General features: G+C 74.8%; 26 protein-coding genes. 18 read left to right on the forward strand and 8 right to left on the reverse strand.

The window, feature by feature from the left end; genetic code table 11:
* Positions 1 to 46 precede the first annotated feature (46 nt).
* From ACIQVZ_RS23085 to ACIQVZ_RS23110, 6 genes are all read left to right on the forward strand, one after another.
* A complete protein-coding gene (locus tag ACIQVZ_RS23085; RefSeq protein WP_402452524.1) occupies positions 47 to 1,033 on the forward strand; it encodes an alpha/beta hydrolase in 987 nt (328 codons plus the stop codon).
* 83 nt (positions 1,034 to 1,116) lie between these two features.
* Positions 1,117 to 1,911 (forward strand): spermidine synthase, encoded by a 795-nt coding sequence (locus tag ACIQVZ_RS23090; RefSeq protein WP_402452567.1) that lies wholly within the window; start codon positions 1,117 to 1,119, stop codon positions 1,909 to 1,911.
* Positions 1,912 to 2,065: 154 nt separating this feature from the next.
* Positions 2,066 to 2,878, forward strand: coding sequence for a class I SAM-dependent methyltransferase (locus ACIQVZ_RS23095; protein WP_402452525.1), 813 nt, complete (start codon positions 2,066 to 2,068; stop codon positions 2,876 to 2,878).
* Positions 2,879 to 3,080: 202 nt separating this feature from the next.
* A complete protein-coding gene (locus ACIQVZ_RS23100) occupies positions 3,081 to 3,746 on the forward strand; it encodes a DedA family protein (protein ID WP_350879825.1) in 666 nt (221 codons plus the stop codon).
* A gap of 121 nt (positions 3,747 to 3,867) precedes the next feature.
* On the forward strand, positions 3,868 to 4,536 hold the full coding sequence (locus ACIQVZ_RS23105) for an O-methyltransferase (protein WP_402452526.1): 669 nt from the start codon (positions 3,868 to 3,870) through the stop codon (positions 4,534 to 4,536).
* A gap of 33 nt (positions 4,537 to 4,569) precedes the next feature.
* Positions 4,570 to 5,469, forward strand: coding sequence for a Gfo/Idh/MocA family protein (locus ACIQVZ_RS23110; protein ID WP_402452528.1), 900 nt, complete (start codon positions 4,570 to 4,572; stop codon positions 5,467 to 5,469).
* Positions 5,470 to 5,485: 16 nt separating this feature from the next.
* Here the strand turns inward: ACIQVZ_RS23110 and ACIQVZ_RS23115 are convergent, their stop codons facing one another.
* A complete protein-coding gene (locus ACIQVZ_RS23115; RefSeq protein WP_350879828.1) occupies positions 5,486 to 6,595 on the reverse strand; it encodes a hypothetical protein in 1,110 nt (369 codons plus the stop codon).
* Positions 6,596 to 6,889: 294 nt separating this feature from the next.
* Between ACIQVZ_RS23115 and ACIQVZ_RS23120 the strand changes: the two genes are divergently transcribed.
* From ACIQVZ_RS23120 to ACIQVZ_RS23140, 5 genes are all read left to right on the forward strand, one after another.
* Positions 6,890 to 7,708, forward strand: a complete 819-nt coding sequence (locus ACIQVZ_RS23120; RefSeq protein WP_402452530.1) for an SDR family NAD(P)-dependent oxidoreductase — start codon at positions 6,890 to 6,892, stop codon at positions 7,706 to 7,708.
* 97 nt (positions 7,709 to 7,805) lie between these two features.
* Positions 7,806 to 8,699, forward strand: coding sequence for an ABC transporter substrate-binding protein (locus ACIQVZ_RS23125; protein ID WP_402452531.1), 894 nt, complete (start codon positions 7,806 to 7,808; stop codon positions 8,697 to 8,699).
* 213 nt (positions 8,700 to 8,912) lie between these two features.
* On the forward strand, positions 8,913 to 9,971 hold the full coding sequence (locus ACIQVZ_RS23130; protein ID WP_402452533.1) for a phosphotransferase family protein: 1,059 nt from the start codon (positions 8,913 to 8,915) through the stop codon (positions 9,969 to 9,971).
* A 3-nt stretch (positions 9,972 to 9,974) separates the two neighbouring features.
* Positions 9,975 to 11,186 carry an acyl-CoA dehydrogenase family protein gene (locus tag ACIQVZ_RS23135; RefSeq protein WP_402452534.1) on the forward strand — a complete coding sequence of 404 codons (1,212 nt, stop codon included), beginning with the start codon at positions 9,975 to 9,977 and terminating at the stop codon, positions 11,184 to 11,186.
* Between the two features lie 153 nt (positions 11,187 to 11,339).
* Positions 11,340 to 12,629 (forward strand): alpha/beta hydrolase family protein, encoded by a 1,290-nt coding sequence (locus ACIQVZ_RS23140; protein WP_402452536.1) that lies wholly within the window; start codon positions 11,340 to 11,342, stop codon positions 12,627 to 12,629.
* Positions 12,630 to 12,675: 46 nt separating this feature from the next.
* Here ACIQVZ_RS23140 and ACIQVZ_RS23145 read toward each other — a convergent pair whose 3' ends face one another.
* The 3 genes from ACIQVZ_RS23145 to ACIQVZ_RS23155 all read right to left on the reverse strand — a co-directional run bounded on the left by ACIQVZ_RS23145 (position 12,676) and on the right by ACIQVZ_RS23155 (position 15,238).
* The gene (locus ACIQVZ_RS23145; RefSeq protein WP_402452537.1) at positions 12,676 to 13,647 is read right to left on the reverse strand and encodes an NADPH:quinone oxidoreductase family protein; all 972 of its coding nucleotides are present in this window, start codon (positions 13,645 to 13,647) and stop codon (positions 12,676 to 12,678) included.
* Entirely contained in the window at positions 13,644 to 14,402 is a 759-nt protein-coding gene (locus ACIQVZ_RS23150; RefSeq protein WP_402452568.1) for an SDR family oxidoreductase, read from the reverse strand. Before ACIQVZ_RS23150 ends, ACIQVZ_RS23145 begins: the two co-directional genes overlap by 4 nt.
* A 74-nt stretch (positions 14,403 to 14,476) precedes the next feature.
* Positions 14,477 to 15,238, reverse strand: a complete 762-nt coding sequence (locus ACIQVZ_RS23155; protein ID WP_350879835.1) for an SDR family oxidoreductase — start codon at positions 15,236 to 15,238, stop codon at positions 14,477 to 14,479.
* Between the two features lie 207 nt (positions 15,239 to 15,445).
* Here ACIQVZ_RS23155 and ACIQVZ_RS23160 point away from each other — a divergent pair, with 207 nt between their 5' ends.
* The 4 genes from ACIQVZ_RS23160 to ACIQVZ_RS23175 all read left to right on the forward strand — a co-directional run bounded on the left by ACIQVZ_RS23160 (position 15,446) and on the right by ACIQVZ_RS23175 (position 21,347).
* A complete protein-coding gene (locus tag ACIQVZ_RS23160; protein ID WP_402452539.1) occupies positions 15,446 to 16,075 on the forward strand; it encodes a TetR/AcrR family transcriptional regulator in 630 nt (209 codons plus the stop codon).
* Between the two features lie 405 nt (positions 16,076 to 16,480).
* A complete protein-coding gene (locus ACIQVZ_RS23165) occupies positions 16,481 to 17,059 on the forward strand; it encodes a GNAT family N-acetyltransferase (RefSeq protein WP_402452540.1) in 579 nt (192 codons plus the stop codon).
* 199 nt (positions 17,060 to 17,258) lie between these two features.
* Positions 17,259 to 18,986 carry a glycosyltransferase family 2 protein gene (locus tag ACIQVZ_RS23170; RefSeq protein ID WP_402452541.1) on the forward strand — a complete coding sequence of 576 codons (1,728 nt, stop codon included), beginning with the start codon at positions 17,259 to 17,261 and terminating at the stop codon, positions 18,984 to 18,986.
* 213 nt (positions 18,987 to 19,199) lie between these two features.
* Complete coding sequence (locus ACIQVZ_RS23175) at positions 19,200 to 21,347, forward strand: acyltransferase family protein (RefSeq protein ID WP_402452542.1); 2,148 nt, start codon at positions 19,200 to 19,202, stop codon at positions 21,345 to 21,347.
* Positions 21,348 to 21,459: 112 nt separating this feature from the next.
* On the opposite strand, the gene ACIQVZ_RS23180 is transcribed toward ACIQVZ_RS23175, so the two are convergent.
* Positions 21,460 to 22,083: a hypothetical protein gene (locus tag ACIQVZ_RS23180; protein ID WP_402452543.1), complete on the reverse strand. Its 624-nt coding sequence runs from the start codon at positions 22,081 to 22,083 to the stop codon at positions 21,460 to 21,462.
* A 142-nt stretch (positions 22,084 to 22,225) separates the two neighbouring features.
* Between ACIQVZ_RS23180 and ACIQVZ_RS23185 the strand changes: the two genes are divergently transcribed.
* The 3 genes from ACIQVZ_RS23185 to ACIQVZ_RS23195 are packed head-to-tail and all read left to right on the forward strand — an operon-like array spanning position 22,226 to position 23,617.
* Positions 22,226 to 22,456 carry a hypothetical protein gene (locus ACIQVZ_RS23185; RefSeq protein WP_063350865.1) on the forward strand — a complete coding sequence of 77 codons (231 nt, stop codon included), beginning with the start codon at positions 22,226 to 22,228 and terminating at the stop codon, positions 22,454 to 22,456.
* Positions 22,457 to 22,481: 25 nt separating this feature from the next.
* A complete protein-coding gene (locus ACIQVZ_RS23190) occupies positions 22,482 to 22,988 on the forward strand; it encodes a hypothetical protein (RefSeq protein WP_350879841.1) in 507 nt (168 codons plus the stop codon).
* Between the two features lie 32 nt (positions 22,989 to 23,020).
* Positions 23,021 to 23,617, forward strand: coding sequence for a class I SAM-dependent methyltransferase (locus ACIQVZ_RS23195; RefSeq protein WP_402452544.1), 597 nt, complete (start codon positions 23,021 to 23,023; stop codon positions 23,615 to 23,617).
* A 176-nt stretch (positions 23,618 to 23,793) separates the two neighbouring features.
* Here the strand turns inward: ACIQVZ_RS23195 and ACIQVZ_RS23200 are convergent, their stop codons facing one another.
* The 3 genes from ACIQVZ_RS23200 to ACIQVZ_RS23210 all read right to left on the reverse strand — a co-directional run bounded on the left by ACIQVZ_RS23200 (position 23,794) and on the right by ACIQVZ_RS23210 (position 26,109).
* Positions 23,794 to 24,387 (reverse strand): TetR/AcrR family transcriptional regulator, encoded by a 594-nt coding sequence (locus tag ACIQVZ_RS23200; protein ID WP_402452545.1) that lies wholly within the window; start codon positions 24,385 to 24,387, stop codon positions 23,794 to 23,796.
* A 43-nt stretch (positions 24,388 to 24,430) separates the two neighbouring features.
* Entirely contained in the window at positions 24,431 to 25,069 is a 639-nt protein-coding gene (locus ACIQVZ_RS23205) for a histidine phosphatase family protein (RefSeq protein WP_402452547.1), read from the reverse strand.
* A gap of 104 nt (positions 25,070 to 25,173) precedes the next feature.
* Positions 25,174 to 26,109: an aldo/keto reductase gene (locus ACIQVZ_RS23210; RefSeq protein WP_402452548.1), complete on the reverse strand. Its 936-nt coding sequence runs from the start codon at positions 26,107 to 26,109 to the stop codon at positions 25,174 to 25,176.
* Positions 26,110 to 26,119: the final 10 nt, after the last annotated feature.

A 26,119-nucleotide genomic window follows, 5' to 3' on the forward strand; every position in this document is an offset into this window, starting at 1 on the left:
ACCTGCGACGTACGGCAGGTCGAGCACGAGGACGGGTGCGGCGCAGATGGAGTTTCGGGAAGACATCCTGGGTGCCCCCTACGAGACGGCCGAGCTGACGCTGCGGCCGGACGCCGAGGGGGAGGTCTGCGCGACGCTGGTGCGCCGGCTGGTGCCGGGGTCGGAGCGGGCCGTGCTGTACATCCACGGGTACAACGACTACTTCTTCCAGACCAACCTCGCCGACCACTTCGCCGCGCTCGGGTTCTCCTTCTACGCCCTGGACCTGCGCAAGTACGGCCGCTCCCTGCGCCCGCACCAGTCGCCGAACTTCGTGCGCGACCTCGCCGAGTACGACGAGGAGATCGACGAGGCGGTGCGGATCATCCGCGAGGTGGACGGGCACCGGCGGCTGCTGCTGAACGGGCACTCCACCGGCGGGCTGATCGGCGCGCTGTGGGCGGGGCGGCGCTCGGGGCGCGGCCTGGTGGAGGGGCTGTTCCTGAACAGCCCGTTCCTGTCGATGCCGGCCGCGCCCGCCGTGCGGACCGTCGGCGGCCCGGCCGTCACCGCGATCGGCCGGCTGGCGCCCACCCGCGTGCTGCCGTCGACGCTCAACCCGCACTACACGCACAGCCTGCACAAGGACCACCGGGGCGAGTGGGACTTCGACCTCGCCCTCAAGCCCGCCGAGGGCTTCCCGCTGTACGCGGGCTGGCTGGCCGCCATCCACCAGGGCCACCGGCAGCTGCGGCACGGGCTCGGGATCGACGTGCCGGTGCTGCTGATGGCGTCGACCCGGTCGATCACGACCACCAAGTGGCACAACGCGCTGCACCACGCGGACGCCGTGCTGCGCGCCGACGACATCGCCGGCCAGGGCCCCCGACTGGGCCGGCACGTCACCATCGTCCGGATCGAGGGCGGCATGCACGACCTGGTGCTCTCGGGCGAGGCCGCCCGCACCCGGGCCTTCGCCGAACTGGACCGCTGGCTCGCCGCCTACCTCGACGTCCGGCCTGCGGACACCCAGGCCGTGGGGGAGAGCGCGTGACGGACGAGCCGGTGCCGGTCGGGGCGGTGCCGGACGAGCCGGTGCCGGTCGGGCGCCACACCGACCTCGGCTTCGCCAAGCTCATGCCGGACCTCGACCGGGACGGCGGCTGGCTGCTCACCCTGGACGGCACCCCGCAGTCCTACGTCGACCTCGCCGACCCGACCCACCTGGAGTTCGAGTACACCCGGCGGCTCGGCCACCTCGCCGACGCCCTCGCCCCCGCCGGGCAGCCGCTGGACGTGCTGCACCTCGGCGGCGGCGCGCTCACCCTGCCCCGCTACCTCGCCGCCACCCGCCCCGGCTCGCGCCAGCGGGTGGTCGAGGTGGACGGGCCGCTGCTCGACCTGGTCGCCGAGCACCTGCCCTGGCAGGGGCCCGGCGCGGACATCACCGCCACCGTCGGCGACGCCCGCGCCGCCCTCGCCGGAACCCCGCCCGGCAGCCGGGACCTGGTCATCGCGGACGTCTTCCACGGCTCGCGCACCCCCGCCCACCTCACCTCGGTGGAGTTCCTGCGGCTGGCCGCCGCCGCCCTGCGCCCCGGCGGCTGCTACGCCGCCAACCTGGCCGACGGCCCGCCGCTGGCCTTCGCCCGGGCCCAGGCCGCGACGGTCGGCGCGGTGTTCCCGTACACCTTCCTGGTCGCCGAGGCCCCGGTGCTGCGCGGCCGCCGGTACGGCAACATCCTGCTCGCCGGTTCGACGGCCCCGCTCCCGGCCGCCGAGCTCACCCGGCTGCTGGCCGGCGACATCTTCCCGGCCCGCCTCACCGACGGCGCCGACCTGGCCGCCCTGGTCGGCCGCACAGCCCCGGTCACGGACGCCGACGCCACCGACTCCCCGCCCCCGCCGGACGGCGCGTTCAGCATCGGCTGAGCGGCGCGGCGGCCCGGGCGTCCCCGCGTCCGGGGTGTCAGAATCGGCGGGTTCAGGCCGGAGCGTGGAGCACGTCGAGCGTGGAGCACGCCGAGCGCGGAACACGTCCGGCGCGGAGCAGGTCCAGCGCGGAGCACATCCGAAGGAGTGAGCGATGAGCGGCGGGGAGCGGCCGGAGTTGGCGCAGGTGCCGGAGACGGCGTTGTGGACGCTGTGGCACCGCGCGGTGGAGGCGCGTCGGCCGGACACGGTGCTGGAGGACCCGAAGGCGGTCGAACTGGTCGACCGGATCGACTTCCCGTTCGCGGAGCGCTTCGGGGAGGGCGCGCTGGTCAGCCAGTTGCAGGCGCTGCGGGCGGCCTGCTTCGACCGTGAGGTGGCGGACTTCCTGAACCGCTGCCCGCGCGGCACCGTGGTCGGCCTCGGGGACGGCCTGGAGACCCAGGCGTGGCGGGTCGACAACGGCCGGGCGGACTGGCTGGCGGTGGACCTGCCGGAGACGGCCGCGCTGCGGGAGCGGCTGCTGCCGCCGGACGAGCGGCGCCGGATCCTCGCCTGCCCGGTCACCGACCCGGGCTGGATGGACGAGGTGGATCCGGCACGCGGAGTGATGATCTGCGCCGAGGGCCTGCTGATGTACCTGCGGCCGGAGGAGGCGCGGGCACTGATCGCGGCCTGCGCCGAGCGCTTCCCCGGCGGGTCGATGGTGCTGGACGCGGTGCCGCGCTGGTTCAGCGCCCGGACCGTCCAGGGCAAGCTGCGGACCCGGCACTACCAGGCGCCGCCGATGCCGTTCGGCATGGACGCGGACGAGCACGGCAAGCTGGCCACCGCGCACCCGGCGGTGACCGACGTGCGCGAGGTGTACCCGGAGGGCGGGCGGGGCCTGCTCCGCGCCCTGCTGCCGCTCGTGCGCCGGGTGAACGCGCGGCCGTCCGTGGTCGCACTTCGCTTTGCCGGATCTTGAAGAACGGCTGGTCGAGCGGGAACCATGGGGCACCACCGCACGTCGTAACCACGGGTGATCGGCCGGGGGGACAGGCCGCCCGGCACGTTAGGCTGCCCTTATGGGGAAGCGGCCGCGTTGCCGCCATCGGACAACTGCCGGAACCGGCGTGCGGCACCGCTGAGGGCCGCGCCGGTTCCGACCTGCCACGGAGGTACTGGCCTTGCACATCGACGCCTGGATCGAGAGCGTCCCACCGACAGCGGTGTACGCCCTGGTCGGCCTGATCATCGGACTGGAGTCGCTGGGCATCCCACTGCCCGGCGAGATCGCGCTGGTCACGGCCACCCTGATGGCGGTCAAGGGTGTGGTGAGCCCGGAGTGGATCGCGGTGGTCGCCATCCTCGGGGCGATCATCGGCGACTCGATCGGCTACTCGATCGGCCGCAAGGGCGGCAAGCCGCTGTTCGAGAAGCTCGGGCGCAAGTTCCCCAAGCACTTCGGGCCGTCCCACCTGGCCACCGCCGAGCGCTCCTTCCAGAAGTGGGGGATGTGGGCGGTCTTCTTCGGCCGCTTCATCGCCCTGCTGCGCATCTTCGCCGGGCCGCTCGCCGGCGCGCTGAAGATGCCGTACTGGAAGTTCCTGATCGCCAACGTGCTCGGCGGCATCGTCTGGGCCGGCGGCACGACGCTGCTGGTCTACAAGGTCGGCAAGAGCATCGAGCCCTGGCTGTCCCGCTTCTCCTGGGCGGGCCTGGCCGCGGCGGTGCTGATCGGCGGCGCCTCGGCCTGGTTCATGAAGCGCCGCGCCGCCAAGACCCACGCCAGGATCGAGGCGGAGGAGGCGGCCGCCGCGGCGACCGCCGCCAAGGCGCCCGTCGCGGAGTAAGCGGAGCAAGCAAGCGGAGCAAGCGGAATGACGAAGCGTCTGCACTGAGCACGGCGGGGCTGTCGGGCCCCCGGAGTAGCATCGGCGGGTACCTGCCGATCATGCACAACTGGAGGGCCCGATGACCCAGTCGACGTGGGATGCCGTGGACGCGTACTTCTCCGAGCAGCTGGTGGGGCACGACCCGGCGCTGGAGGCCGCGGCCGCCGCCGCGGACGCGGCCGGGTTGCCGAAGATCGCCGTCGCCCCCAACCAGGGCAAGCTGCTGCACCTGCTGGCGCTGACCCAGGGCGCGCGGCGGATCCTGGAGGTCGGCACGCTCGGCGGGTACAGCGCGATCTGGCTCGCCCGGGCGCTGCCCGCGGACGGCACCCTGCTCACCCTGGAGATCGACCCGAAGCACGCCGAGGTCGCCCAGGGGAACATCGCGCGCGCTGGGCTGGAGAAGGTCGCCGAGGTGCGGCTCGGCCGGGCCGCCGACTCGCTGGCCGCGCTGGTGGAGCAGGGCGTGGAGCCCTTCGACCTGGTCTTCATCGACGCGGACAAGCCCAGCAACCCCGAGTACTTCCGGCGGGCGCTCCAGCTGACCAGGCCGGGCTCGCTGATCATCGTCGACAACGTGGTGCGCGGCGGCGCCGTCGCCGACGCGGACAGCACCGACCCGTCGGTGGTCGGCACCCGGGCCCTGCACGACCTGATCGCCGCCGAGCCGGGGGTCACCGCGACGTCGGTGCAGACGGTCGGCAGCAAGGGCTACGACGGCTTCACGCTGGCCCGCGTGCAGAGCTGAATTTTTCCAGTACCACGGAGGAACGGAGACATCGTGCGGATCGGACTGCTGGGCGCCGGCCCCTGGGCGGAGCGGGTGCACGCACCCGTCCTCGCCGAGCACCCCGGGCTGGAGTTCACCGGCGTCTGGGCCCGCCGGCCGGAGGCGGCCACGGCCCTCGGCGGGGCGTACGGCGTCCCCGGTTACGCGGACCTCGACCAGCTGCTCGCCGAGGTGGACGCGGTCTCGATCGCGCTGCCGCCGACCGTGCAGGCGGGCCTCGCGGTACGGGCCGCCGAGGCCGGCTGCCACCTGCTGCTGGACAAGCCGGTCGCGCTGACCGTGCCGGACGCGCGGGCCGTGGCCGAGGCCGTCCGGGCCCACGAGGTCGCCTCCGTGGTCTTCTTCACCGTCCGCTTCGGCGGGGAGCAGATCCCGTGGATCGAGCAGCAGGCGGGCCTGGGCGGCTGGTTCACCGGCCGCTCGGACTGGCTCGGCTCGGTGTTCGCCCCCGGCAGCACCAGCCCGTACGCGGCCTCGCCGTGGCGCAAGGAGAAGGGCGCGCTGTGGGACGTCGGCCCGCACGCGCTGTCGGTGCTGCTGCCGGTGCTCGGCGACGCGACGCAGGTCACGGCGGTGGCCGGCCCGCTGGACACCGTCCACCTGGTGCTGCGGCACGCCGACGGCGCCTCCAGCACGCTGGCACTGAGCCTGACCGCGCCGGTCGGTGCCGGCGGCGCCGGCCTGGAACTGCGCGGCGAGCACGGCATCGCCCACCTGCCCGAGCGCGGCGAGGGCCCGGCCGCCGCCCTGCACCGCGCCCTGGACGCCCTCCAGGCCTCGGCCGCCACCGGCCAACCACACCCCTGCGACGCGGAGTTCGGCCGGCGCGTGGTCGAGATCCTGGCCGGCGCCGACCACTCCCTGGCCACGGGCGCACCGGTGGCGGTCTGACGCCCGCCGGCGCAGGTCAGACCGGCGGCAGGGTGGTGCCGGTCGGGCCCGGGCGGCGGTCGGTGGGGCGGGCCGGGGGGATGACGGGGGCGTGGAAGTCGCGCGGGCCGGTCCACAGGGCGGGGACGGCGTCGCCGCGGCGGGCGAGTTCGTAGGCCAGCGCCTCGTAGTTGACGCGCCAGCCGTGGAAGTGCTGCCAGGCCTCGTCGACCGGGCGCTCGCGGGGGAAGCCGGCGGACGTGATCATGGCGACGGCGCCGATGTACTCGGTGTAGGTCAGGCGGATCGGGACGTCCGGGTCAGGGTCCGGGTCGAAGTCGATCCGTACGGAGCGGCCGATGTCGCGCAGCGCGGTGAAGCCCGCGCGCAGCACCAGGCGGGCCTCGGGCGGGGCCGAGCGCGGGCAGAGCGCCAGATGGAGGGCGGCCGCGTCGAGCACCGCGATCAGGCCGACCACCCAGCTGCGGTTGGGCTGCGGGGAGCGGAAGGACAGCAGCACCGGGTAGTTGGAGTGGCTCTCGCCGATGTCGGCGGCGAGCCGCTCCCAGTCCCGGTAGAGCTGGGGGAGGGCGGTCTCGGTGTCGACGAGGGACTGCCGGGCGAGCAGTTCCGGGCCCCAGGCGGGCTCGCCGGCCCGGGACTGGAGGAGGGTCACCTCGGTCTCCCGCCGCTGGTAGGCGGCGTAGAGGGTGGGCAGGTAGGCGATCTGGAGGGCGATCACCAGCGGCCCGCTGGCGGCGGCCATGAAGTCGATGGCCGAGAGTTGCAGGCGCTCGCCGCTGGCGTAGCCGAGGGTGAAGAGGCTGGATCCGGCCTCCCGGATGGCCACCGACCAGCTGAGCTCGGACGTGCCGTGCAGCAACAGGGTGTAGGCGAGCAGCATGCCGCTGAGCCACACCCCGAGCATGCCGAGCAGGATCAGCGGCGCCAGCCAGGTCAGCGCCCGGTCCTGCGCGTAGTAGCTGCGGAACGGCGTCGCGTAGAGCCGGAGCACGGTTCGCAGCACCCGCCAGAGCCGGCTGACCAGCGCCGAGTACAGCCCGCGCGGGACGACCAGCGTGCGCAGGATGCTGCCGACGATGAGCAGGAGCAGCAGCGCGCCGGCCAGGGTGTGGATCATCCTCATGGCGCCATTCTGTCGGGCGCGCGGGGCGGGTGCGGCGCGGGGCGCCGCGCCACGGGACGACAGCCGGTGCCGCGACCGCACGGGTGCACCGGCATGGCGCGGCGACGGGGGAGCCCGATCCGTCGCCGCGCCCGGCCGGGCGCGTGCGGAGTCCTCGGACGGCTTGGCGCGCCCGCGCCCGCCGTCGCCGCCGGGGTTACGGTGGTCAGCAGGGGACGGGACACCGGAATGGGCCTTGTCCGACACCAGGCACCACGGTGATCGGAGGGAACGCGACGGGGGCCAGGAGACGCGATGGGTGACCAGGACGTCGAGCACGAGACCCACCACGACGACGCCGCACTTCACCGTCCCGTGACCGGGTCGGCAGGCAGAGTCGCCCTGGTGACAGGGGCCAGCAGCGGCATCGGTGCCGTCACGGCCCGCCTGCTGGCCGCACGGGGCATGCGCGTGGTGGTCAACTACCTGCACAGCGCCGCGGCGGCCGAGGAGGTGGTGGCCGGCATCGAGGCCGCAGGCGGTCAGGCCATGGCCGTACAGGCCGACGTGCGTGAGCCGGCGGCGGTCGAGCACCTGGTCGAGCAGGTCCGGGCGGCGTGGGGCGGCGTCGACGTGCTCGTGCACAACGCGCTCACCCCGTACGTGATCAAACCGTTCCTGGACATCACGTGGGAAGAACTGGGCGCCAAGCTCGACGACGAGTTGCGGGCGGCCTTCACGGTCACCAGAGCCGTCCTGCCCGCCATGACCGAACAGCGCTGGGGGCGCATCGTCTATCTCGGTACCGGCCTCAGCCGCCGCCCCCGGGAGGGCATGATCGCGCTGGGCACGGCCAAGGCCGCACTGACGCAGTTCGCCCGGTACCTCGCCCAGGAACTGGGCCCGCTGGGCATCACGGTCAACGTCGTCGAGCCCGGCCCGGTGGACGACACCCGCATGGCGGCCCACGCGTTCGACGAGGAGCACCGGCAGCGGCAGGTGGCGGCGACCCCCCTGGGCCGCCTGGCACGCCCGGACGACGTCGCCCGGGCGGTCGCCTTCTACACCGGCGAGGACAGCGCCTTCATGACCGGCACCACGGCCGCGGTCAACGGCGGGATGTCCATGGACTGATGCCCCGCCGCCCCGCGTCGCGGGTCCCGCGCCCCGGGCGGCGAGGCGGCGGGCACGCGCGGGGCCCCGGTGGCGACACGACCAAGGGAGAACGTTCATGCACACGATCGATCTCGCCTACGTCGGGCGGGGTTTGCACGAGGAACTGACCGCCTACGTCGCCGACCAGCAGGGCTACTACGCCGACGAGGGCGTCCACGTCGCGCTGCACGACGGCTGCTCCTGGAGCGAGGAGCGGCTGCGCCGCGTCGCCACCATCGGGCTCGGCCGGGCCCTGCTGTCCCGGCTGACCGGCGCCACCCCCTGGGTCGCGCTCAACGTCAACACCCACCGCCCGCTGTTCTGGTTCCTCGCCCGCCCCGGCCTGACCTCCCGCCCCGGCCCGGCCTCCCTGGCCGGCCGACGGCTGGCGGTGCACGCCCCCCACACCGCACCCGGATGCTTCACCCGGATCGTGCTGCGCCGGGCCGGCCTCGACCCGGACCGCGACCTCCACGCCGTCGTCCGCCCGCCCGGCGACTACGGCATGGACCTGCGTCGGCTGCGCGACGGCAGGATCGACGCCGCCGTGGTCGGCAGCACCATGGCACCGGAGGCGATCGCCGCCGAGTACGGCTGGCAGGTGCTGGCCTGGATGGGCGACCACTTCCAGATCCCCACCGTGGGCGTGGCCGTCGACCCCACCCACCTCCGCCCGGACGACCCGGCGGTCCAGGCCGTCGTACGGGCCCACCGCCGCGCCCTGCAAGTGATCCACGACGAACCCGACACCACGGTGCGCTACATCCAGGCGTTCCTGGGCCGACACACCGCAGAAGAGGCCCGCGCCCACTACGAGACGTTCATCGCACCGTACTTCACCACCGACGGCCAAGCCGACCTCGCCGTCGGCACCACCGCGATCACGGCCGTCGCCGCCGAACTCGGCGTCCCCGCCACCGTGACGGCGGCAGAGTTCTACCGCACCGGAACCGCCGCACCCGTCGACTGAACGCCACCGCTCGGCCGGGGATCCGACATGTGGTGCGGGAGGACCTGCCGCCGGCGAGTTCGGCGACATTTGATCCAGGACCTCACCGACGAGCCCCCGGACCGCACGGTCCGGGGGCTCGTCGCGTGCGGGTGGGCATTGACAGTAGGCGACGTCCCGCTGAATGCTAAGCAAGCGCTTAGTCAATGATGCCGCACCCCGAGGAGCCGCCCGATGCCCGAGAGCCCCGCCGACCCGCCCGGGCTGGACCTCGCCCTCCTCCGCGCCCACCTGGACCGCGAGCTGCCCGGGCTCGTCCAGGGCCCGCTGCGGGCCGACCTCATCGAGGGGGGCCGCTCCAACCTCACGTACGTCCTCACCGACGGCACCGGCCGCTGGGTCCTCCGTCGCCCGCCGCTCGGGCACGTCCTCGCCACCGCCCACGACATGGGCCGCGAGTACCGCGTCATGACCGCCCTGCGCGACACCGAAGTGCCCGTCCCTCGCACCCTCCTCCTCGACCCCGGTACGGACGTGCTCGGTGCGCCCTGGTACCTGATGGAGTTCGTTCCCGGCATCTCCCACCGGGACGTCGCCCCGCTCGCCGCCCTCGGCGAGCAGCGGGTGCGCGCCCTCGGGCTGCGGCTGGTCGACACCCTCGCCGCCCTGCACCGGATCGATCCGGCGGCCGTCGGCCTCGCGGACTTCGGCCGGCCCGACGGCTATCTGGAGCGCCAGCTGCGCCGCTGGTCCACCCAGTTGGCGAACTCCCGCAACCGCGACCTGCCCGAGGTGGAGCGGCTGCACGCCCTGCTCGCCGCGCGGCGGCCCGTCTCCCCGGCGCCCGCCCTGGTGCACGGCGACTACCGGCTGGACAACGTGCTGGTCGGCGACGGCGAGGGCGACGGCGAGGGCGACGGCGAGGGCGACGCGATCACCGCCGTGCTGGACTGGGAGATGTCCACCCTCGGCGACCCGCTCACCGACGTCGGCCTGCTGGTGATGTACACCGAGGTCGCCGGGGTCGGCGGCGGCATCATCCCCTCCGCCGCGACCGCCCCCGGCTTCCCGAAGCCCGACGAACTCGCCGCGTACTACGCCGAGTCGACAGGTCGACAGGCCGGGGACCTGGACTGGTACGTGGCCTTCGCCTCCTTCAAGCTCGCCGTCGTCGCCGAGGGCATCCACTACCGCTACCAGCAGGGCCGCACCCTCGGCGCGGGCTTCGAGCGGGCCGGCGAGATGGCCCCGATCCTCGCCCGGCACGGCCTGAGCACCCTCAAGGAGCACTGACCGATGGACTTCGCCTACGACGCCCGCACCAACGAACTCCGCGCGCAGCTGCTGGCCTTCATGGACGAGCACGTGTATCCGGCGGAGGCGGCCCTCGCGCAGCAGCTCGCCGACCCGGCCCGCGAGGCCTGGAGCATCCCGCCCGTGGTCGCCGAACTCCAGGCCGAGGCGCGCAAGCAGGGCCTGTGGAACCTGTTCATCCCCGGTGAGTACGGTGCGGGCCTGACCAACCTCCAGTACGCCCCGCTCGCCGAGATCACCGGCCGCAGCCCGCACTTGGCCCCGCCCGCGCTCAACTGCGCGGCCCCCGACACCGGCAACATGGAACTGCTCGCCCAGTTCGGCACCGCCGAGCAGCGCGAGCGCTGGCTGCGCCCGCTGCTGGACGCCGAGATCCGCTCGGCCTTCGCGATGACCGAGCCCGAGGTCGCCTCCTCGGACGCCACCAACATCGCCACCCGGATCGAGCGCGACGGCGACGAGTACGTCGTCAACGGCCGCAAGTGGTACATCACCGGGGCGATGAACCCGCAGTGCCGGATCCTCATCGTGATGGGCAAGACCGACCCGGGGGCCGAACCGCACCGCCAGCAGAGCATGGTGCTCGTCCCGCGCGACACCCCCGGCGTCACCGTCAGGCGCGGCATGACGGTCTTCGGCTACGACGACGCGGACCACGGCGGCCACGCCGAGGTGCTGTTCGAGGACGTCCGCGTCCCGGTCGGGAACCTGATCGGGGAGGAGGGCGCGGGCTTCGCCATCGCGCAGGCCCGGCTCGGCCCCGGCCGGATCCACCACTGCATGCGCGCGATCGGCATCGCCGAGCGCGCCCTGGAGCTGATGTGCCGCCGGGTGAACGGGCGGGTCGCCTTCGGCCGGCCGCTCGCCGAGCAGGGCGTGGTGCAGGACTGGATCGCCGAATCCCGGGTCAGGATCGAGCAGTTGCGGCTGCTGGTGCTCAAGACCGCCTGGCTGATGGACACCGTCGGCAACCGGGGCGCGCACACCGAGATCCAGGCGATCAAGATCGCCACCCCGCGCACCGTCGAGTGGATCCTCGACAAGGCCGTCCAGGCGCACGGCGCTGCGGGCGTCAGCCAGGACACCCCGCTCGCCCAGCTCTGGGCCGGCAACCGCACCCTGCGGCTGGCCGACGGCCCGGACGAGGTGCACAAGCGCTCGCTGGCCCGGCGGGAGCTGCGGCGGCACCCGTAGGGGTGTCATACCGGAGTACTCAGGGGCAGGTTGGCCCCTGGGTATGACGGCCGCGGCCCGCCCCCGCCCGTACTGTCCTGATCAGCAGGCCGGCAGGTCAGCAGGCCAACGGGCCGGCAGGCCGGCAGGTCAACGGGGACGAGGAGAGACATCATGGGCGGGCGGGGACGGGCCGCGGCGGCGGTACTACTGGCGGCGACGGCGGTGCTCGGAGCGGTCGGCGCATCCGGGGCGGTGGCGGCAGCACCGGCGCCGGGGGCGGACGGCGGCGGCGAGCGGCAGGCCCGGGCCTGGCTGCCGGAGCCCACCGGGCCGTACCCGATCGGCACCACCACGCTGCACCTGACCGACACCGGGCGGCAGGACCCCTGGAAGCCCGGGCAGCGCCGCGAGCTGATGATCAGCCTCTGGTACCCGACCGCCCGCCCGGCCACCGGCGCCGACCGCGCCCGGTACATGGCGCCCGCCGCCGGCGAGCACTTCGGCACCGAGGGCAGCATCGGCCAGGCGAACTACGGCGCCACGCCCGGCCGCACCGACTGGGCGGGCATCCGCACCCACGCCCGGCCGGACGCCCCCGCCCTGCCCGGCGGCCCGCGCCCGGTGGTGCTGTACTCGGCCGGCCTCGGCGACCCGCGCACCTGGGGCACCGGGCTGGTCGAGGACCTGGCCTCGCGCGGCTACGTCGTGGTCACGCTGGACCACACCTACGAGGCCTCCGAAGTCGCCTTCCCCGACGGGGAGCTGGCCACCTCCGTGTTCCCCGCGCTGGTCGGACAGCCCGGCCTGGACATCGGCGCGGTGCTGCGCAAATCGATGCGGACCAGGGTCGACGACACTCGCTTCGTCCTGGACGAACTCGGCGGCCTGCGCCTGGACCCCCGGCTGCCGGCCGGTCTCGCCGCCTCGCTGGACCTCGACCGGATCGGCATGGTCGGCCACTCGGCGGGCGGCTTCACCGCCCTCCAGACCATGCACGACGACCCGCGCATCGCGGCCGGCGTCAACCTGGACGGCCAACTGCACTTCCCCGGGCCGGACGGCCACACCGGGGTGTACCTGCCCAGCGTCGCCCAGGACGGCCTGGACCGCCCGTTCCTGCTGATGGGCACCCGCAACGAGGACTCCGGGGACTACCACCACCAGCCCGGCTGGGACGCCCTCTGGCAGCGCAGCACCGGCTGGCACGCCGATGTCACGCTGAACGGCTCCCGGCACGGCTCCTACACCGACGCGCAGTCCCTGCTGCCCCAGCTCGCCCGGCAGGGCGCGATCCCCCCGGAGCGGCTGAGCGAGGACGTGGGCGACATCCGCCCCGACCGGGCGGTGCTCGCCACCCGCTCCTACGTCGCGTCCTTCCTCGACCGCTGGCTGCGCGGGCACGACGACCACCTGCTGGACGGGCCGTCGGCGCGCTTCCCGGAGATGGAGTACGCGCGGTAGGGCAACATCCGCCGACCACCGCACCGCGCTCCCGTGGAGCCTGCCGTCAGTCCCCGAGGACGGCGATCCGGCCGGTGCTGCGGCCGTCGGCGACGAGCTGGACGGCGTCGGCGGCCCCGGCGAGCGGCACCCGGGCGCTCACCAGCGGGCGGACCGCGCCCCGGTCGGCGAGCCGGGTCAGTTCGTCGTGGGCGGCGCGGACGGCCTGCGGGTCACGGGTGTTGTAGAGGCCCCAGTGCAGGCCGAGGACGGCGTAGTTCTTCACCAGCGCGTGGTTGAGCGCCGGCGCCGGGATCCGGCCGGAGGCGAAGCCGACCACCACGATCCGGCCCTCGAAGGCGACGCACTTGGTGGAGCCGGTGTAGGCGTCCCCGCCGACCGGGTCGAAGACCACGTCCGCGCCGCGCCCGCCGGTGAACTCCTTGACGGCGGCGACGAAGTCCCCGGCCGTCCGGTCCACCACCAGGTCGGCGCCGAGCGCCCGGGCCGCCCGCGCCTTGGCGGGGCCGCCGACCACGGCGACCACCCGGGCCCCGGCGGCCCGGCCCAGTTGGACCGCCGCGCTGCCCACGCCGCCCGCCGCCGCGTGCACCAGCAGCGTCTCGCCGGCCGCTAGCCGGGCCCGGCGGTGCAGGGCGAACCACGCGGTCTGGTAGCCGATGTGCAGCGCGGCCGCCTCGGCGTCGTCCAGCGCCCCGGGCGCGGGGAAGGCGGCGGCCGCGTCCAGTAGCGCGTACTCGGCGAAGGCGCCGTGCGGCAGCACCGGGTTGCCGATCAGCCGCTCGCCCCGCCGCGCGCCGTCCGCCACCTCGCCGCACAGCTCCACGCCGGGCGTGAACGGCAGCGGTGGGCGGACCTGGTACTGGCCGCGCACCATCAGCGCGTCCGGGAAGTTGACCGCCGCGGCCCGCACCCGGACCAGCAGCTGCCCCGGCCCGGCCACCGGCCGCGGCACCTCCTCGGCCAGCCGCATCACCTCGCCCGGCTCGCCGAGCCGCTCCACCTGCCAGGCCCTCACAGCGCCTCGCTCCTCTCCAGCCCCTGCTGGAGCCGGTTCATCCCGTTGATCCAGCGGTCCGGTTCGGTGGCCCGGACCCGGTAGTACTCGGCGACCTCGGGGTGCGGCAGGATCAGGAAGCGGCCCTCGCGCAGCCCGGTCAGCGCCGCCTCGGCGACGTCCTCCGGGTCCAGCGCGGTGGGTGCGAGCAGGGCCTCGCCGACCGCGCCGGTCGAGGCGAGCATGTCGGTGCGAACGCCCTGCGGGCAGAGCGCGTGCACCCGGACGCCGCGGTGGCGGTACGTCGCGGAGAGCCACTCGGCGAAGGCGAGCGCGCCGTGTTTCGTCACCGCGTACGGGGCCGAGCCCAACATGGTGAGCAGCCCGGCGGCGGAGACCGTGGCGAGGAAGCGGCCGCCGCCGCGCTCCAGCCAACGGGGGAGCAGCAGGTCGGCGGCCCGGACGTGGGCGAGGACGTTGACCTCCCAGGCGCTCGCCCAGGCCGCGGCGGGCGCGTCGGCCCCGCCGACCGGGGCGACGCCCGCGTTGGCGCACCACACGTCGATCTCGCCGAGCGCGGCCCGGGCCTGCCCGACCAGGGCGGCCAGCCCCTCGGGGGAGGCGGCGTCCCCGGGGGCGGCGGTGCCGCCGCAGTCCTCGGCGACGGCCCGGGCGGCGTCGGCGTCGAGGTCGTTGACCACGACCCGGGCGCCGGCCGCGGCGAAGGCCCGGGCCAGGGCGGCGCCGATGCCGCGCCCGCCGCCGGTCACCACCACGCCCTGGCCGGCGAAGTCCGTCGTCGGGGCCTCCTGGTTCGCTGTCGCCGGTGCGTCCGTGTCCGCCGCGCTGCTCACAGGCCGCCGCCGCCGAGGGTGACGCCGCCGTCGACGACCAGGGTCTGGCCGGTGATCCAGGCGGCGTCCGCGGAGAGCAGGAAGGCGACCGCGCCCGCGACGTCCTCGGGCACGCCGAGCCGGCCGAGCGGGTAGGCGGCGGCGACCTGCTCCTCCCGGCCCTCGTACAGGGCCTCGGCGAACCTGGTCTTGACCACGGCGGGGGCGACGGCGTTGACCCGGATGCCCTGGCCGCCGAGCTCGGCGGCGAGTTCGGTGGTGAGCCGGATCAGCGCGGCCTTGCTGACCCCGTACATGCCGATCCCGAGCGAGGAGCGGATGCCCGCGACGGAGGCCACGTTGACCACCGAGCCGCCGTGCTCGCCCATCCAGGCGGCGTGCGCGCGGCGGGTCCAGGCCAGCGGGGCCAGCACGTTGACGGCGAGGATCTTGGCGGCGGCGGCCTCGCCGGTGTCGAGGACCGGGCCGTAGAGGGGGTTGATGCCGGTGTTGTTGACCAGGTGGTCGAGCCGGCCGAAGGCCTCCAGGGTGCGGGCGACGGCCTCTTCCTGGTGGGCCGGGTCGTCGGTCTTGCCGGCGACGGCGATGGCGTTCTCCGGCCCGCCCAGGTCGTGGACGGCCTCGGCGAGCGGCTCGGGGGTGCGGGCGGTCAGGCAGACCTTGGCGCCGCGGGCGACCAGCTCGCGTGCGATGCCGAGGCCGATGCCCCGGCTCGATCCGGTGACGACGGCCACCCGGCCCTTGAAGGAGTACGCCACGGAGGGTCCTGCCTTTCGCACGGAACGTTCGACGGGGGTGCCGGGTGGGCGGAGGCGCCGGTTCGGCGGGTGTGCCCGGTCGGCGGGTGTGCCGGTCCACCGGCTGACTAAGCGCTTGCTCAGCATGGTGTCGGTGCGGGAGCCTGTCAACAGTCCGTCGACCGGCCGGCGGGAATGTGTGTACGAGTTCTCTGGGAGGATGGCGCCATGACCAGCACGCCCATCGCCGACCTCTGGCGCACCCTGCCCGGCGGCGCCGACTCCCGCCCCGAGGCGGCGTACCGGCTGCTCCAGGCGGCCGTCGAATCCTTCGCGGAGCGCGGTTTCCACGCCACCACCACCCGGGACATCGCCACCGCCGCCGGGATGAGCCCGGCGGCGCTGTACATCCACTACCAGTCCAAGGCCGCGCTGCTGGCCGAGATCAGCCAGGCCGGGCACGCGGCCACGCTGGAGCTGGTCCGGGCGGCGGCGTCCGGCGAGGGCGACCCGGCGGCCCGGATGCGCCGGCTGGTCGAGGAGTTCACCGCCTGGCACGCCCGGGCCCGCACGGTCGGCCGGGTGGTCAACTACGAGCTGCACGCGCTGCCCGAGGACGCCTACGCGGTGGTCGCGGCGCTGCGGCTGGACATCGAGCGCGAGGTCAGCGCGCTGATCGAGGCGGGCGTGACGGCCGGCGCCTTCCAGGTGTCCGAAGTCCGGACGGCGGCCCGCGCGGTCACCTCGCTGGGCATCGACGTCTCCCGCTGGTTCACCGACCGCTCCACCGAGACGCCGGACGAACTCGGCCGCCGCTACGGCGAGTTGGTGCTGCGGATGCTCGGCGCCCGGGTCTGATCCGCCGGGCCGGCCGGCCGGTCCCCGACCTTCCGGACGTCCTCGGCCGGCGGCGGGCAGGGTGACGACTCGGCTGCCATGTGCTCCGAGGAGGGCCGATGGCGCGTCGACCGGCGATGTTCCCGCCCCGCCGGCCGAGACCTGGGCCTCCTGGGCCTCCTGGGCCTCCTGGGCGGGACGCGGCGCGCAGGCCGCGGCGGCGAAGCCGTGTCCGGGGTGGACGGCGGCCGGGCCAGCGCCCCCCGCCGGCCGGGCCTGTGGGGGCTGTCACCGCAGGTCCCGGGTCGCGGGGCCGGTTCGCGGGCTGTGGCACGATGCCCGCAGGCCGGTCACCAGGGACGGCCCGCGCCACGCCGCAGGCACGAGCGGCGGGCGGTTCCACCGCACGCAGAATGAGGACCCGCCATGTCCGAGACCATCCCCAGCCACGCCCGGCCCACCGGGCAGCCCGCCTTCCGCCCCGCCACCCTCGCCGACGTACCGGCGCTGGTCGAGCTGGTCGAGTCCGCCTACCGCGGTGACGCCAGCCGGGCCGGCTGGACCACCGAGGCGGACCTGCTGGAGGGCCAGCGCACCGACGCCGAGGGCGTCGCCGAGGTCATCGGCCGCTCCGACGGGGTGCTGCTGGTCGCCGAGCGGGACGGCCGGCTGGTCGCCTGCTGCCAGCTGGAGCACCGCGGGGACCGTGCGTACTTCGGCATGTTCTCGGTGCGCCCTGGGCTCCAGGGCGGCGGCCTCGGCCGGGCCGTGCTCGCCGAGGCCGAGCGGCTGGCCGGCGAGGAGTGGGGCGTGGGCGAGCTGGAGATGACCGTGATCGAGCAGCGCGCCGACCTGATCGCGTGGTACGAGCGGCGCGGCTTCCGCCGGACCGGGGTCTTCACCCCGTTCCCGTACGGCGACGAGCGTTTCGGCGTCCCGCTCCGTCCTGACCTGCGGTTCGAAAAGCTGACGAAGGGGCTGAAGAGGTCGCCGGGGGAGGCCTGACCGGCGGGGCGCGGGCCGGCCGTGCTCGGGGGCGAATCCATGATCGCTTGACGGTTCGTCGGTACGTGATGGCATGTCAAGTCACTGACCAGGGGCGATGCGGAGATGTCATACCTCGTTCATGATTGGTCTAGGCCAATGTGAGAGGCTGAGGGCGAACGGTCACGTTCCGTCCCATGCCCAGGGGGGCCACTTCCGCATGCCCGTACTCCATGGCACCGCCATGCCCGCGCCCGACGCCGGCCCACGCCGGATCCCCGCGGACCCCGACCTCCGCCTGCCCAGCCCGCCCGACGACGAGGAGCTCTACTGGTACTTCGGCCCGCAGCGCCGCTGGGTGCTGCTCTGCGCCACCCTCTCCTACGCGGGAGCCACCGCCACCCTCGGCCTGTTCGCCCTCAGCCGGCCGCTGCTCTGGCCCTTCCTGGTGCTCACCGTGCTCAACGCGGCCACCTGGCTGCTCTCGCTCACCGACGGCCAGCGGGCCCGCCGCTACACCCGCGACTCGCACGACCTGCTGATGCGCGCCTGGCAGCCCGCCCGCCACCCGAGCGTCGACCTGCTGCTGCCGACCGCCGGCGAGCCGCTGGCCGTCCTGGAGAACGCCTACCGCCACACCGTCGCCGTCCAGTGGGCCGGGGCGCTGACCGTCATCGTCCTCGACGACGCCGCCCGCCCCGAGGTGCGCGAACTCGCCGAGTCCTACGGCTTCCAGTACCGGGCCCGCCCCGACCGCGGCCGGTTCAAGAAGGCCGGCAACCTCAACCACGGCCTGGCCGAGGGCAACGGCGAGATCGTCGCAGTCCTGGACGCCGACTTCTGCCCCCGCCCCGACTTCCTGCACCACCTGGTGCCCTACCTCGACAACCCCGAGGTCGGCATCGTGCAGAGCCCGCAGTGCTTCGACACGGACGCCGACATGTCCTGGCTCGAACGCGCCGCGGGAGCCACCCAGGAGATCTTCTACCGCTGGATCCAGCCCTCCCGGGACGCACAGGACGGCACCGTCTGCTGCGGCACCAACGCCCTCTACCGGCGCGCCGCACTCATGCGCGTCGGCGGCTTCGCCGAGATCGACCACAGCGAGGACCTCTACACCGGCCTCTCGCTCGCCCGCGCCGGGTGGACCACCCGGTACGTGCCCGCCCTGGTCGCCAAGGGCATGTCGCCCACCGGCCTGCCCGCCTTCATCAGCCAGCAGTACCGTTGGTGCCTCGGCTCCCTGGCGCTCGTCCGCGACCCGGACTTCCGCCGCGGACCGCTCCCTCGCTCCGCCCGGCTCTGCTTCTGGAACGGCATCCTCGGCTACGTCACCAGTGCGGTGAACGTCTTCGCCGTCCCGCTGCCCGCCCTGATCATGCTGTTCTTCGCCCCCGGTGAGATCCAGCCGTGGCAGGTCCTGCCGTTCCTGCCGCCGATCTGGGTCTCGCTCGTCCTGCTGCCCGCGATGTCCCGCACCCGCTGGCGCTTCGAGGTCACCCGGGTCCAACTCCTCGGCGGGCTCTGCCACGTGGTCGCCATCGCGCACGCGCTGCGCCGCCGCAGTGCCGACTGGGTGCCCACCGGTGCCGTGTCGGGCGGCAGTTCACTGGCCAAGGCGGTCGCCCGGATCGGCGTCGGCTGGCTGGGGTTCGTCGTTCTCGCGGGCATCGCCGGACTCGTGCGCGCGGCCGTGCTGTACGGCTGGCAGCCCTTCTGGGCGCTCACCGCGCTGCTCGCGCTCACCGCGTACACCATGATCCCGCTGATCCGGTCCCTGTGGCCGCTCCTGCGCGGTGGCAACGGGGCCGCCGTCGGAGAGGTCGCCGCGCCCGTGCGGCGCCGGTCCGACCTGGGATTCGGCCACGCGGAGGCCGTCGCCGTCACCGCCGTGCTGCTGCTCTGCGGGCTGCTGGCCTCCGGTTGGGCCGATCCGCTGATCTTCTGACGCCAAGTCAGTTTCTGCTCCATCGATGCCGCTCCACCAATGCCGCTCCATCAACTCCTGACGTCAAAGTCGATGTCTGACGACCCATCAACTTCGTTCGGATCCACCGCGTTTCCCAGTGCGTCGCCCCACCGGCGCGGATGCGCCGCCCGGCCGCCCCATCGGCCCGGCGGTCCCGACCACCCGCTGCCTGCCCCTGCGAGGAGCACCGCCGTGTCAACGGCCGTACCACCACCGTCGTCGTCCCCTTCCTCCCCTGCCGCCACCGCCTCGGCCGAACTGCTGCCCGGCGTCGTCCGAATGGACCGGCAGGCCGCGCCCGAGCGGCGCCCCTCCGCAGAAGCCGTCGCACCGCCGCAGGCCCAGCGGCGCACCGGCTTCCGCCCCGACATCGAGGGACTGCGCGGCGTCGCCGTCCTCTCCGTCCTCGCCTACCACGCCGCCGTTCCCGGCTTCGCCGGCGGCTACGTCGGCGTCGACGTCTTCTTCGTGATCTCCGGCTTCCTCATCACCGGACTGCTGCTCGGCCGCCCGATCGGCCTGTGGGACTTCGCCGCCCGCCGCGCCCGCCGCATCCTGCCCGCCGCCGCCACCGTCCTGGTCGCCACCGCCGTCGCCGGCGGCGCGCTGCTCGACCCGCTGCGCGGCACCGACCTCGCCCGCGACCTGATCGCCTCCGCCGGACAGGTCGTCAACTGGCGCTTCGTCGGCCAGCAGACCGACTACCTGGCCGCCGAACACGCCCCGAGCCCGCTCCAGCACTTCTGGTCGCTCGGCGTGGAGAACCAGTTCTACCTGCTGTGGGGCGTTCTGCTGCTCGGCCTCGCCCGCTTCCTGCACGGCCGCCGCCGCACCGTCGCGATCACCCTGGCCATGACGGCCATCGGCGCGGTTTCGCTGCTGCTGTGCGTCCGGTGGACGGCGACCTCGGCGCCGCTCGCCTACTTCTCCACCGGCAGCCGGCTCTGGGAGTTCGCGGCCGGCGCCTGCGCGGCACTGCTCGGCGGCGCGCTGGCCGGCCGCACGCAGCGGCGCGGTACGGCCTGGTCGCTGCGACTGCTCGGCTGGGCCGGCGCCGCCGCCGTCCTCGCGTCGATCCTGCTCTACGACCGGAACACCCCCTTCCCCGGCACCGCCGCGCTGGTGCCCGTCCTCGGCGCCGCCGCCGTCCTGCTCGCCGGCCCCGCCCACCGCGCGCTCGGCGCCACCGACGCCGGACGCCTCCTCGACAACCGGCCGCTGCGCGCCGCCGGTCGCCTGTCGTACGCCTGGTACCTCTGGCACTGGCCGGTGCTGACCATCGCCCAGGCCCGCTACGGCGCCCTGCCCTGGACCACCCTGGCCGCCCTCGCCGCAGCCAGCGCGCTGCCCGCCTGGCTCACCATGCGGCTCGTCGAACAGCCGCTGCGGTACGGCAGCAGCCCGGCGCCGCGCCGGGGCCTCGCGGTCGGCGCCAGCGCCCTTGTCATCCCGCTGATCGCGGCCCTCACCCTCGGCGGCGGCACGGTCCGCGCCCTCGGCGGCACCGCCGATACCCCCTCCGCCGCCCCGGCCGGGGCCCCGACCGGCCCCAGCCTGCTCGCCCCCGGCGCGCGGGTGCTCGGTCTGACCCCCTCGCTGGCCCGCGCCCGGGAGGACTTCCCGCCCGGCAAGGGCTGCGAGATCCCGCTGAACGCCGACAGCAGCCCGCGCTGCCTGTTCGGCGCCGAGGACAGCCCCGACCGGATCGTGCTGCTCGGCGACTCGCACGCCGGCCAGTGGATATCCTCCGCACTCGCGATGGCCGAGCAGCGGCACTGGGCCCTGGAGGTCCTGGTCAAGCCCGGCTGCCCGCTCGCCACCCTCACCGTGCGCAACAACGTCCTCGGCCGCACCTTCGAGGAGTGCGACCGCTGGCGCGAGAACACCCTCACCCGGCTCACCTCCGGGCCCCGGCCGCGCCTCGTCCTGATGGCCGGCCTCAACCGCTACGGCAGCCAGGAGGAACGCACCCAGGGCTGGACCCGCACCCTGGACCGGCTCGCCGCCGTCGGCGCCCCGCTGGCCTACCTCGGCGACACCCCGATGCCCGGCAAGGACATCCCGACCTGCCTCGCCGCCTCCGACGGCCGCTCGGACGCCTGCTTCTTCCCGCGCGACACCGCCTTCGAGCCGGACCCGATGCTCGACGGCGGCCTCGCCGCCCGCTACGGCGTCCGCACCCTCGACCTGGGCCCGCTGCTGTGCCCCGGCAGCGGACCGGACTGCCCGGCGGTGCTGGAGGGCGTGGTGCTGTACCGCGACACCGGCCACATCACCGACACCCTGGCCCGCGTCCTGGCGCCGCGCCTGGACAAGGGAATCCTGGAGGCGGCCGGGTAGCGCCGCTCCGCCGCCTGGGGCGCCCCGCCGGATCGGTCCGGCGGGGCGCCCTCGTCGTGCGGGTGCGGGTGCGGGTGCGGGTGCGGGTGCGGCGGCCGCCGCAGGCGTTTTCTCAGCCGTAGACGCTGTGGCAGAGGCGGGCCTGCTCCGAGCCCGCGGGCCAGCGGCCGACGCGTTCGGCCCGGTCGCAGATGCCGCCCGGGCCGAGGGTGGGCAGCGCAGCGCCGGGAGCCGGAGCCGCCGGGGTGGCACCCGCGGGGGTGGTGCCGTGGGCCGACGGGGAGGGGTGCGCGGTGCGGCCGGGCTTCGGGTGCGCGGTCGCCGCGTGCTGGGCGTCGGCCGGCTCGTCCTCGTCCGGCGCGGCCGCCGCCGTGGCCGTGGCCCGGGCCGGCCCGGCGCCCTGCGGCGTGGGCGGCGGGAGCGGGGACGGCGCGGGCCTGGTGGGGAGCGGGGAGAACGCGGGCGGGTCCGGCGCCGCCGGGTCGGACGCGGAGGGGGAGGGGTGCGGCAGGGCCACCACGTCCAGCTCGTCTCCCGACCCCGGCCCGCACATCGCCAGGACGGCGGCGAGAACGGCGACGGTCCCGACGGTCGCGGCGGCCCACACCTTCCGCGACCGCCGCGACGCCGGTGCGGGCGGCCGAACGGGGGCCGGCGCGAACGCGGTGGGTACCGGGGGTGGCTGCCACGCGTCCTGCGGCCACTGCCACTGTCCTCCGGTGGGCTGCCCAGTCATCTTGTCGTCCTTTCAGCGCTGAACCCCCGCCGAATCCCCCGCCGTGCCTTTCCCGTGCTCAACGAGCGCGCCGACGCCGGGACATGACCCGGAAGAGGGGTCTAGAGGGGCGCCGATTGCCGCCGCGCCACATGCTGGGGGCATGGAGACGAACAGCACGTCCAAGCACCTGGTCGAGGTGGCGGACTTCCGGACCGACAGCCGCTACCGCCTGGTCCACTTCGAGGGCCACGGCTGGGAGCCGCTCGCCCCCGAGGAGTTCGAACCCCGGATCCACCAGCTCTTCCCGGACCTCGACCCGCGAGATCCGGTCCGCGTCCACTGGGCGGATCGCCCCTGGGAGTGGCCCCTCTGGCACCCCGGCGAGGCGTGAGCCGCGCTTTCGTTACGCTGTCCGGGTGAGCGTGGATCATTTCTGGCGCCGCCTGCCCGGCCAGCAGGTCGACACCTGCTCGCCGACGGAACTCGGCGAGCTCGTCCCCGACCGGCAGGACGTCCGCTACGACCAGCTGGCCTCCGCCGGGCTCCTCCTCGGCGTGCGGAGCACCGCCCGGCTGATGGAGCTCGCCCTCACCGAGAACGGCCTGCACCCCGACCCGGCCGCCCGCCTGCCCGTGTACGGCGGCGAGCGCCGCGAACCCGACGCCGCGCAGACCGATCCGCTGGTGCTGAGCCCCGCGCAGGTCGCGGCCGCCTTCACCTTCCTGCGCGACTCGGCGCTCGGCGAACTCGTGCGCCAGCAGGACACCGTGCTGGCCCGGACGGTCGCGCGCCTCGGGTACCCGACGCCGTGGTCCGAGACCTGGGCGTCCCGGGTGGTCGCCGACCTGCGGGAGCTGCGGGACTTCTTCGCCGACGCGGCGGCGGCCGGTGACGCGGTGGTCGTCCGGGACCGGAAGGCCTGATCGGGGTGGGCGAGTCGGATAGGACGGAAGGCTTGAACGGGCTTTCGAGCACCGCCGGTTACGGCGAGGCGGCGGAGGAACTCGCCGTCCAGTACGAGAGCGTGACCTTCGCCGAGGTCCACGCGGACCTGCTGGACAGCTACCCGCCCCCGCCCGCCGCCGTCCTCGACGTGGGCGCCGGCACCGGGCGGGACGCGGCCGCCCTCGCCGCCCTCGGCCATCCGGTGGTGGCCGTCGAGCCGACCGCCGAACTCCGTTCCTTCGCCGAGCGGTTGCACGCGGGCTCCGGCGTGCGCTGGGTCGCCGACGAGCTGCCCGAGCTGCCCGAGCTGAGCGCCGGCGCCGAACGCTTCGACCTCGTCCTGCTGACCGCCGTATGGATGCATCTCGCCCCCGCCGAGCGGCCGTTGGCGATGACCGCCCTCGGCCGGCTGCTCGCCCCGGGCGGGCGCCTCGCCCTGACCCTGCGCCACGGGCCCGTCCCGCCGGGCCGCCGGATGTTCGACGTCCCGCCCGAGGAGACCGTCGCGCTCGCCGCCGCCCGGGGCCTGCGACTGCTCCACCGCACCGAACGCGGCGACCTGCACGGCCGGTCCGGCGTCCGCTGGACGAGCCTGGCCTTCGGGTAGACCGCTCTCCCGGCGTCCGGCCCGCGCTCGCGCGGTGCGGGGGTCAGTTCACGTCCATCAGCCGGTGGGCGAGGACGTCGGGCGTGAGGAAACCTCGGGCGCGGGAGATTCGGGCACAAGGAATCGGAAGGGGCGGAGCCGCGCGCAGGTCGGCGGCGGCTCCGCCCCGTGAAGCCCTACGCGGTGCGGGTGGCCGGCTTGGCGCCGAGCAGGTGGCGGACGGCGTGCAGCGCGTGGTCCAGCGGCTCGCGGCTGCGCCGGACCGAGGCGAGCAGGACCGCGCCCTCCAGCAGTGCCAGCGCCTGCCCGGCCGCCGTCGCGGCCTCGGCCGGCTGGAAGCCCTCGGCCTGCAGCCGGTCGGCCAGCACGCGCTGCCAGCTCTCGTACACCTCCGCGCAGACGGCGCGCAGCGGCTCGTTGGTGCCGGCGACCTCCAGGGCGACGGTCGCGATCGGGCAGCCCTTGGTGTAGTCGGAGCCTGCCAGTCGCTCGGCGAAGACCTCGGTGAGCCGCTCGGTGAGCGCTCCACTGTCGGCGCCCTCGGTGGCCAGTGCGGCGAGCAGGTCCTCGACCTCCTGCCCGGCCTGGACGAGGGAGGCGGCGACCAGTTGGTCCTTGCCCTCGGGGAAGTGGAAGTAGAGCGAGCCGCGCGGTGCGCCCGTCGCGGCCACGATCTGGTTGAGACCGGTCCCGAAGTAGCCCTGTGCCTCGATCAGCGTCCGGGTGCCGGCGATCAGCCGGGCCCGGGTTTCCTCACCCTTGACTCCCATGCGGAAAACAATAGACCGGTCTGCATATTCCTGTCGACGGGCCTCAGCAGCGGGCCTCGGGCGGGAAGCCCGTCCAGCACAGCTCGTCGGGCAGGTGGCGCATGTCGTTGTGGAGCAGCACGTAGGAGGGGCGGCCGGGCGTGTAGCGGATGACGGTCAGCGCCGCGTTGCAGGAGTTGAGGCCGAGCCAGCGCCAGGCAGGGGAGCCGAGGGCGTGCCGGACCAACCAGCCGATCAGGAACGCGTGGGTGACGACCAGTTCGTGCCGGTCCTCGCCGCCCGCCACCGGACCGGTGAACCGCTGGACGGCCCGGCGCGCCAGCTCCGGGCCGCGGGCGCGCTCCTCCGCCGTGGACTGCGCGAGGAAGTCCAGCAGGTAGTCGGCGCTGCCGGCGGGCAGTTCGTGCCGCTCCGGGACGTACGGCACGTAGTCGCCGGCCTCCTCGCAGACCGCCGGGACCGCGCCGGCCGGCCGCCCGCCGCCCAACTGCTCGGCGATCAGCCGGGCGCTCTGCGCGGCCCGGGGCAGCGGCCCGTGGTGCACTGCGGCGATGGGGCGATCCGCCAGCCGCCGTCCGAGCAGGACGGCCTGTCGGTGTCCGTCGGCCGTGAGCCCGCTGCCGTCCGGCGCGGCCTCGCCGTGGCGGGTCAGGTAGAGGTAGCGGGTGGCGGACTCGGCCATGCTCCGGGACTCCTTCGTTCGTGTTGGCGCGCGTGCTCTCGTGCCCGCCGGTGATCCTGAGCTCGTCCCGGAGCGACGCCGCCGCGGCCCCGCCCGGTTCCGGCTCAGCCCGCGTGCGCCTCCTGGAGCAGCGCCAGCTCCTCCGGGGAGAGGCGCAGCGCCCCGGCGGCGATGTTGTCCTCCAGGTGCGCCAGGTCGCCGGTGCCGGGGATGGCCAGGACGTGCGGGCCCTGGTGGAGCGTCCAGGCGAGGCGGACCTGGGCCGGGCCGACCCCGCGCGCCTGCGCCACCGCTCGGACCTGGGCCGGTTCGGCGGCGCCCGTGCCGGACTCCCGCCCGGCTCCGGCGATCGCGTAGAACGGGACGAAGGCGATGCCCTGCTCGCCGCAGAGCCGCAGCACGGCGTCCTGTTCGGGCGAGGCGCCGATGCCGTACGGGTTCTGCACGCACACGACGGGAGCGACGGCCTGTGCCTCGGCGAGCTGGTGCGGGTGGATGTTGGAGAGGCCGAGGTGGCGGATCAGCCCGGCCTGCCGCAACTCGGCGAGGGCGCCGAAGCGTTCGGCGACCGAGTCGGTGCCGCTGATCCGAAGGTTCACCAGGTCGAGGTGGTCGCGGCCGAGTTGGCGCAGGTTCTCCTCGACCTGGCCGCGCAGCCGCTCCGGGGTGCGGGCGTGCTCCACCCACTCGCCGTCGAGCCCACGGCCCGGGCCGACCTTGGTGGCGATCACCAGGTCGTCGGCGTACGGCGCGAGCGCCCGGTTGATCAGCTCGTTGGCGGAGCGCAGCGGGGAGAAGTAGAAGGCGGCGGTGTCGAGGTGGTTGACGCCCAGCTCGACGGCGCGCCGCAGCACCCGGACGGCCTGCTCGCGGTCGCGCGGCACGGCGTCGGGGACGAGCGCCCGACCGGTCTGCGGCAGGCGCATCGTCCCGAAGCCGATCCGGTGGACGGTGCGGTCGCCGAGCGTCCAACTGCCGGAGGCGGCAGCGGTGACGGGGGCGGCGGCAGGGACGGAGACGGGGGTGGTGTCAGAGGCCATGCCGTCATGA

The sequence above is a fragment of the Kitasatospora sp. NPDC098663 genome (assembly GCF_044760075.1).
In the GTDB taxonomy this organism is placed as follows: domain Bacteria; phylum Actinomycetota; class Actinomycetes; order Streptomycetales; family Streptomycetaceae; genus Kitasatospora.

Coding starts and splice junctions, on each gene's coding strand:
- ACIQVZ_RS23085 (WP_402452524.1), top strand. CDS start 47: ATGGAGTTTCGGGAAGACATCCTGGGTGCCCCCTACGAGACGGCCGAG.
- ACIQVZ_RS23090 (WP_402452567.1), top strand. CDS start 1,117: ATGCCGGACCTCGACCGGGACGGCGGCTGGCTGCTCACCCTGGACGGC.
- ACIQVZ_RS23095 (WP_402452525.1), top strand. CDS start 2,066: ATGAGCGGCGGGGAGCGGCCGGAGTTGGCGCAGGTGCCGGAGACGGCG.
- ACIQVZ_RS23105 (WP_402452526.1), top strand. CDS start 3,868: ATGACCCAGTCGACGTGGGATGCCGTGGACGCGTACTTCTCCGAGCAG.
- ACIQVZ_RS23115 (WP_350879828.1), bottom strand. CDS start 6,595: ATGAGGATGATCCACACCCTGGCCGGCGCGCTGCTGCTCCTGCTCATC.
- ACIQVZ_RS23120 (WP_402452530.1), top strand. CDS start 6,890: ATGGGTGACCAGGACGTCGAGCACGAGACCCACCACGACGACGCCGCA.
- ACIQVZ_RS23125 (WP_402452531.1), top strand. CDS start 7,806: ATGCACACGATCGATCTCGCCTACGTCGGGCGGGGTTTGCACGAGGAA.
- ACIQVZ_RS23130 (WP_402452533.1), top strand. CDS start 8,913: ATGCCCGAGAGCCCCGCCGACCCGCCCGGGCTGGACCTCGCCCTCCTC.
- ACIQVZ_RS23135 (WP_402452534.1), top strand. CDS start 9,975: ATGGACTTCGCCTACGACGCCCGCACCAACGAACTCCGCGCGCAGCTG.
- ACIQVZ_RS23140 (WP_402452536.1), top strand. CDS start 11,340: ATGGGCGGGCGGGGACGGGCCGCGGCGGCGGTACTACTGGCGGCGACG.
- ACIQVZ_RS23160 (WP_402452539.1), top strand. CDS start 15,446: ATGACCAGCACGCCCATCGCCGACCTCTGGCGCACCCTGCCCGGCGGC.
- ACIQVZ_RS23165 (WP_402452540.1), top strand. CDS start 16,481: ATGTCCGAGACCATCCCCAGCCACGCCCGGCCCACCGGGCAGCCCGCC.
- ACIQVZ_RS23170 (WP_402452541.1), top strand. CDS start 17,259: ATGCCCGTACTCCATGGCACCGCCATGCCCGCGCCCGACGCCGGCCCA.
- ACIQVZ_RS23180 (WP_402452543.1), bottom strand. CDS start 22,083: ATGACTGGGCAGCCCACCGGAGGACAGTGGCAGTGGCCGCAGGACGCG.
- ACIQVZ_RS23185 (WP_063350865.1), top strand. CDS start 22,226: ATGGAGACGAACAGCACGTCCAAGCACCTGGTCGAGGTGGCGGACTTC.
- ACIQVZ_RS23200 (WP_402452545.1), bottom strand. CDS start 24,387: ATGGGAGTCAAGGGTGAGGAAACCCGGGCCCGGCTGATCGCCGGCACC.
- ACIQVZ_RS23205 (WP_402452547.1), bottom strand. CDS start 25,069: ATGGCCGAGTCCGCCACCCGCTACCTCTACCTGACCCGCCACGGCGAG.
- ACIQVZ_RS23210 (WP_402452548.1), bottom strand. CDS start 26,109: ATGGCCTCTGACACCACCCCCGTCTCCGTCCCTGCCGCCGCCCCCGTC.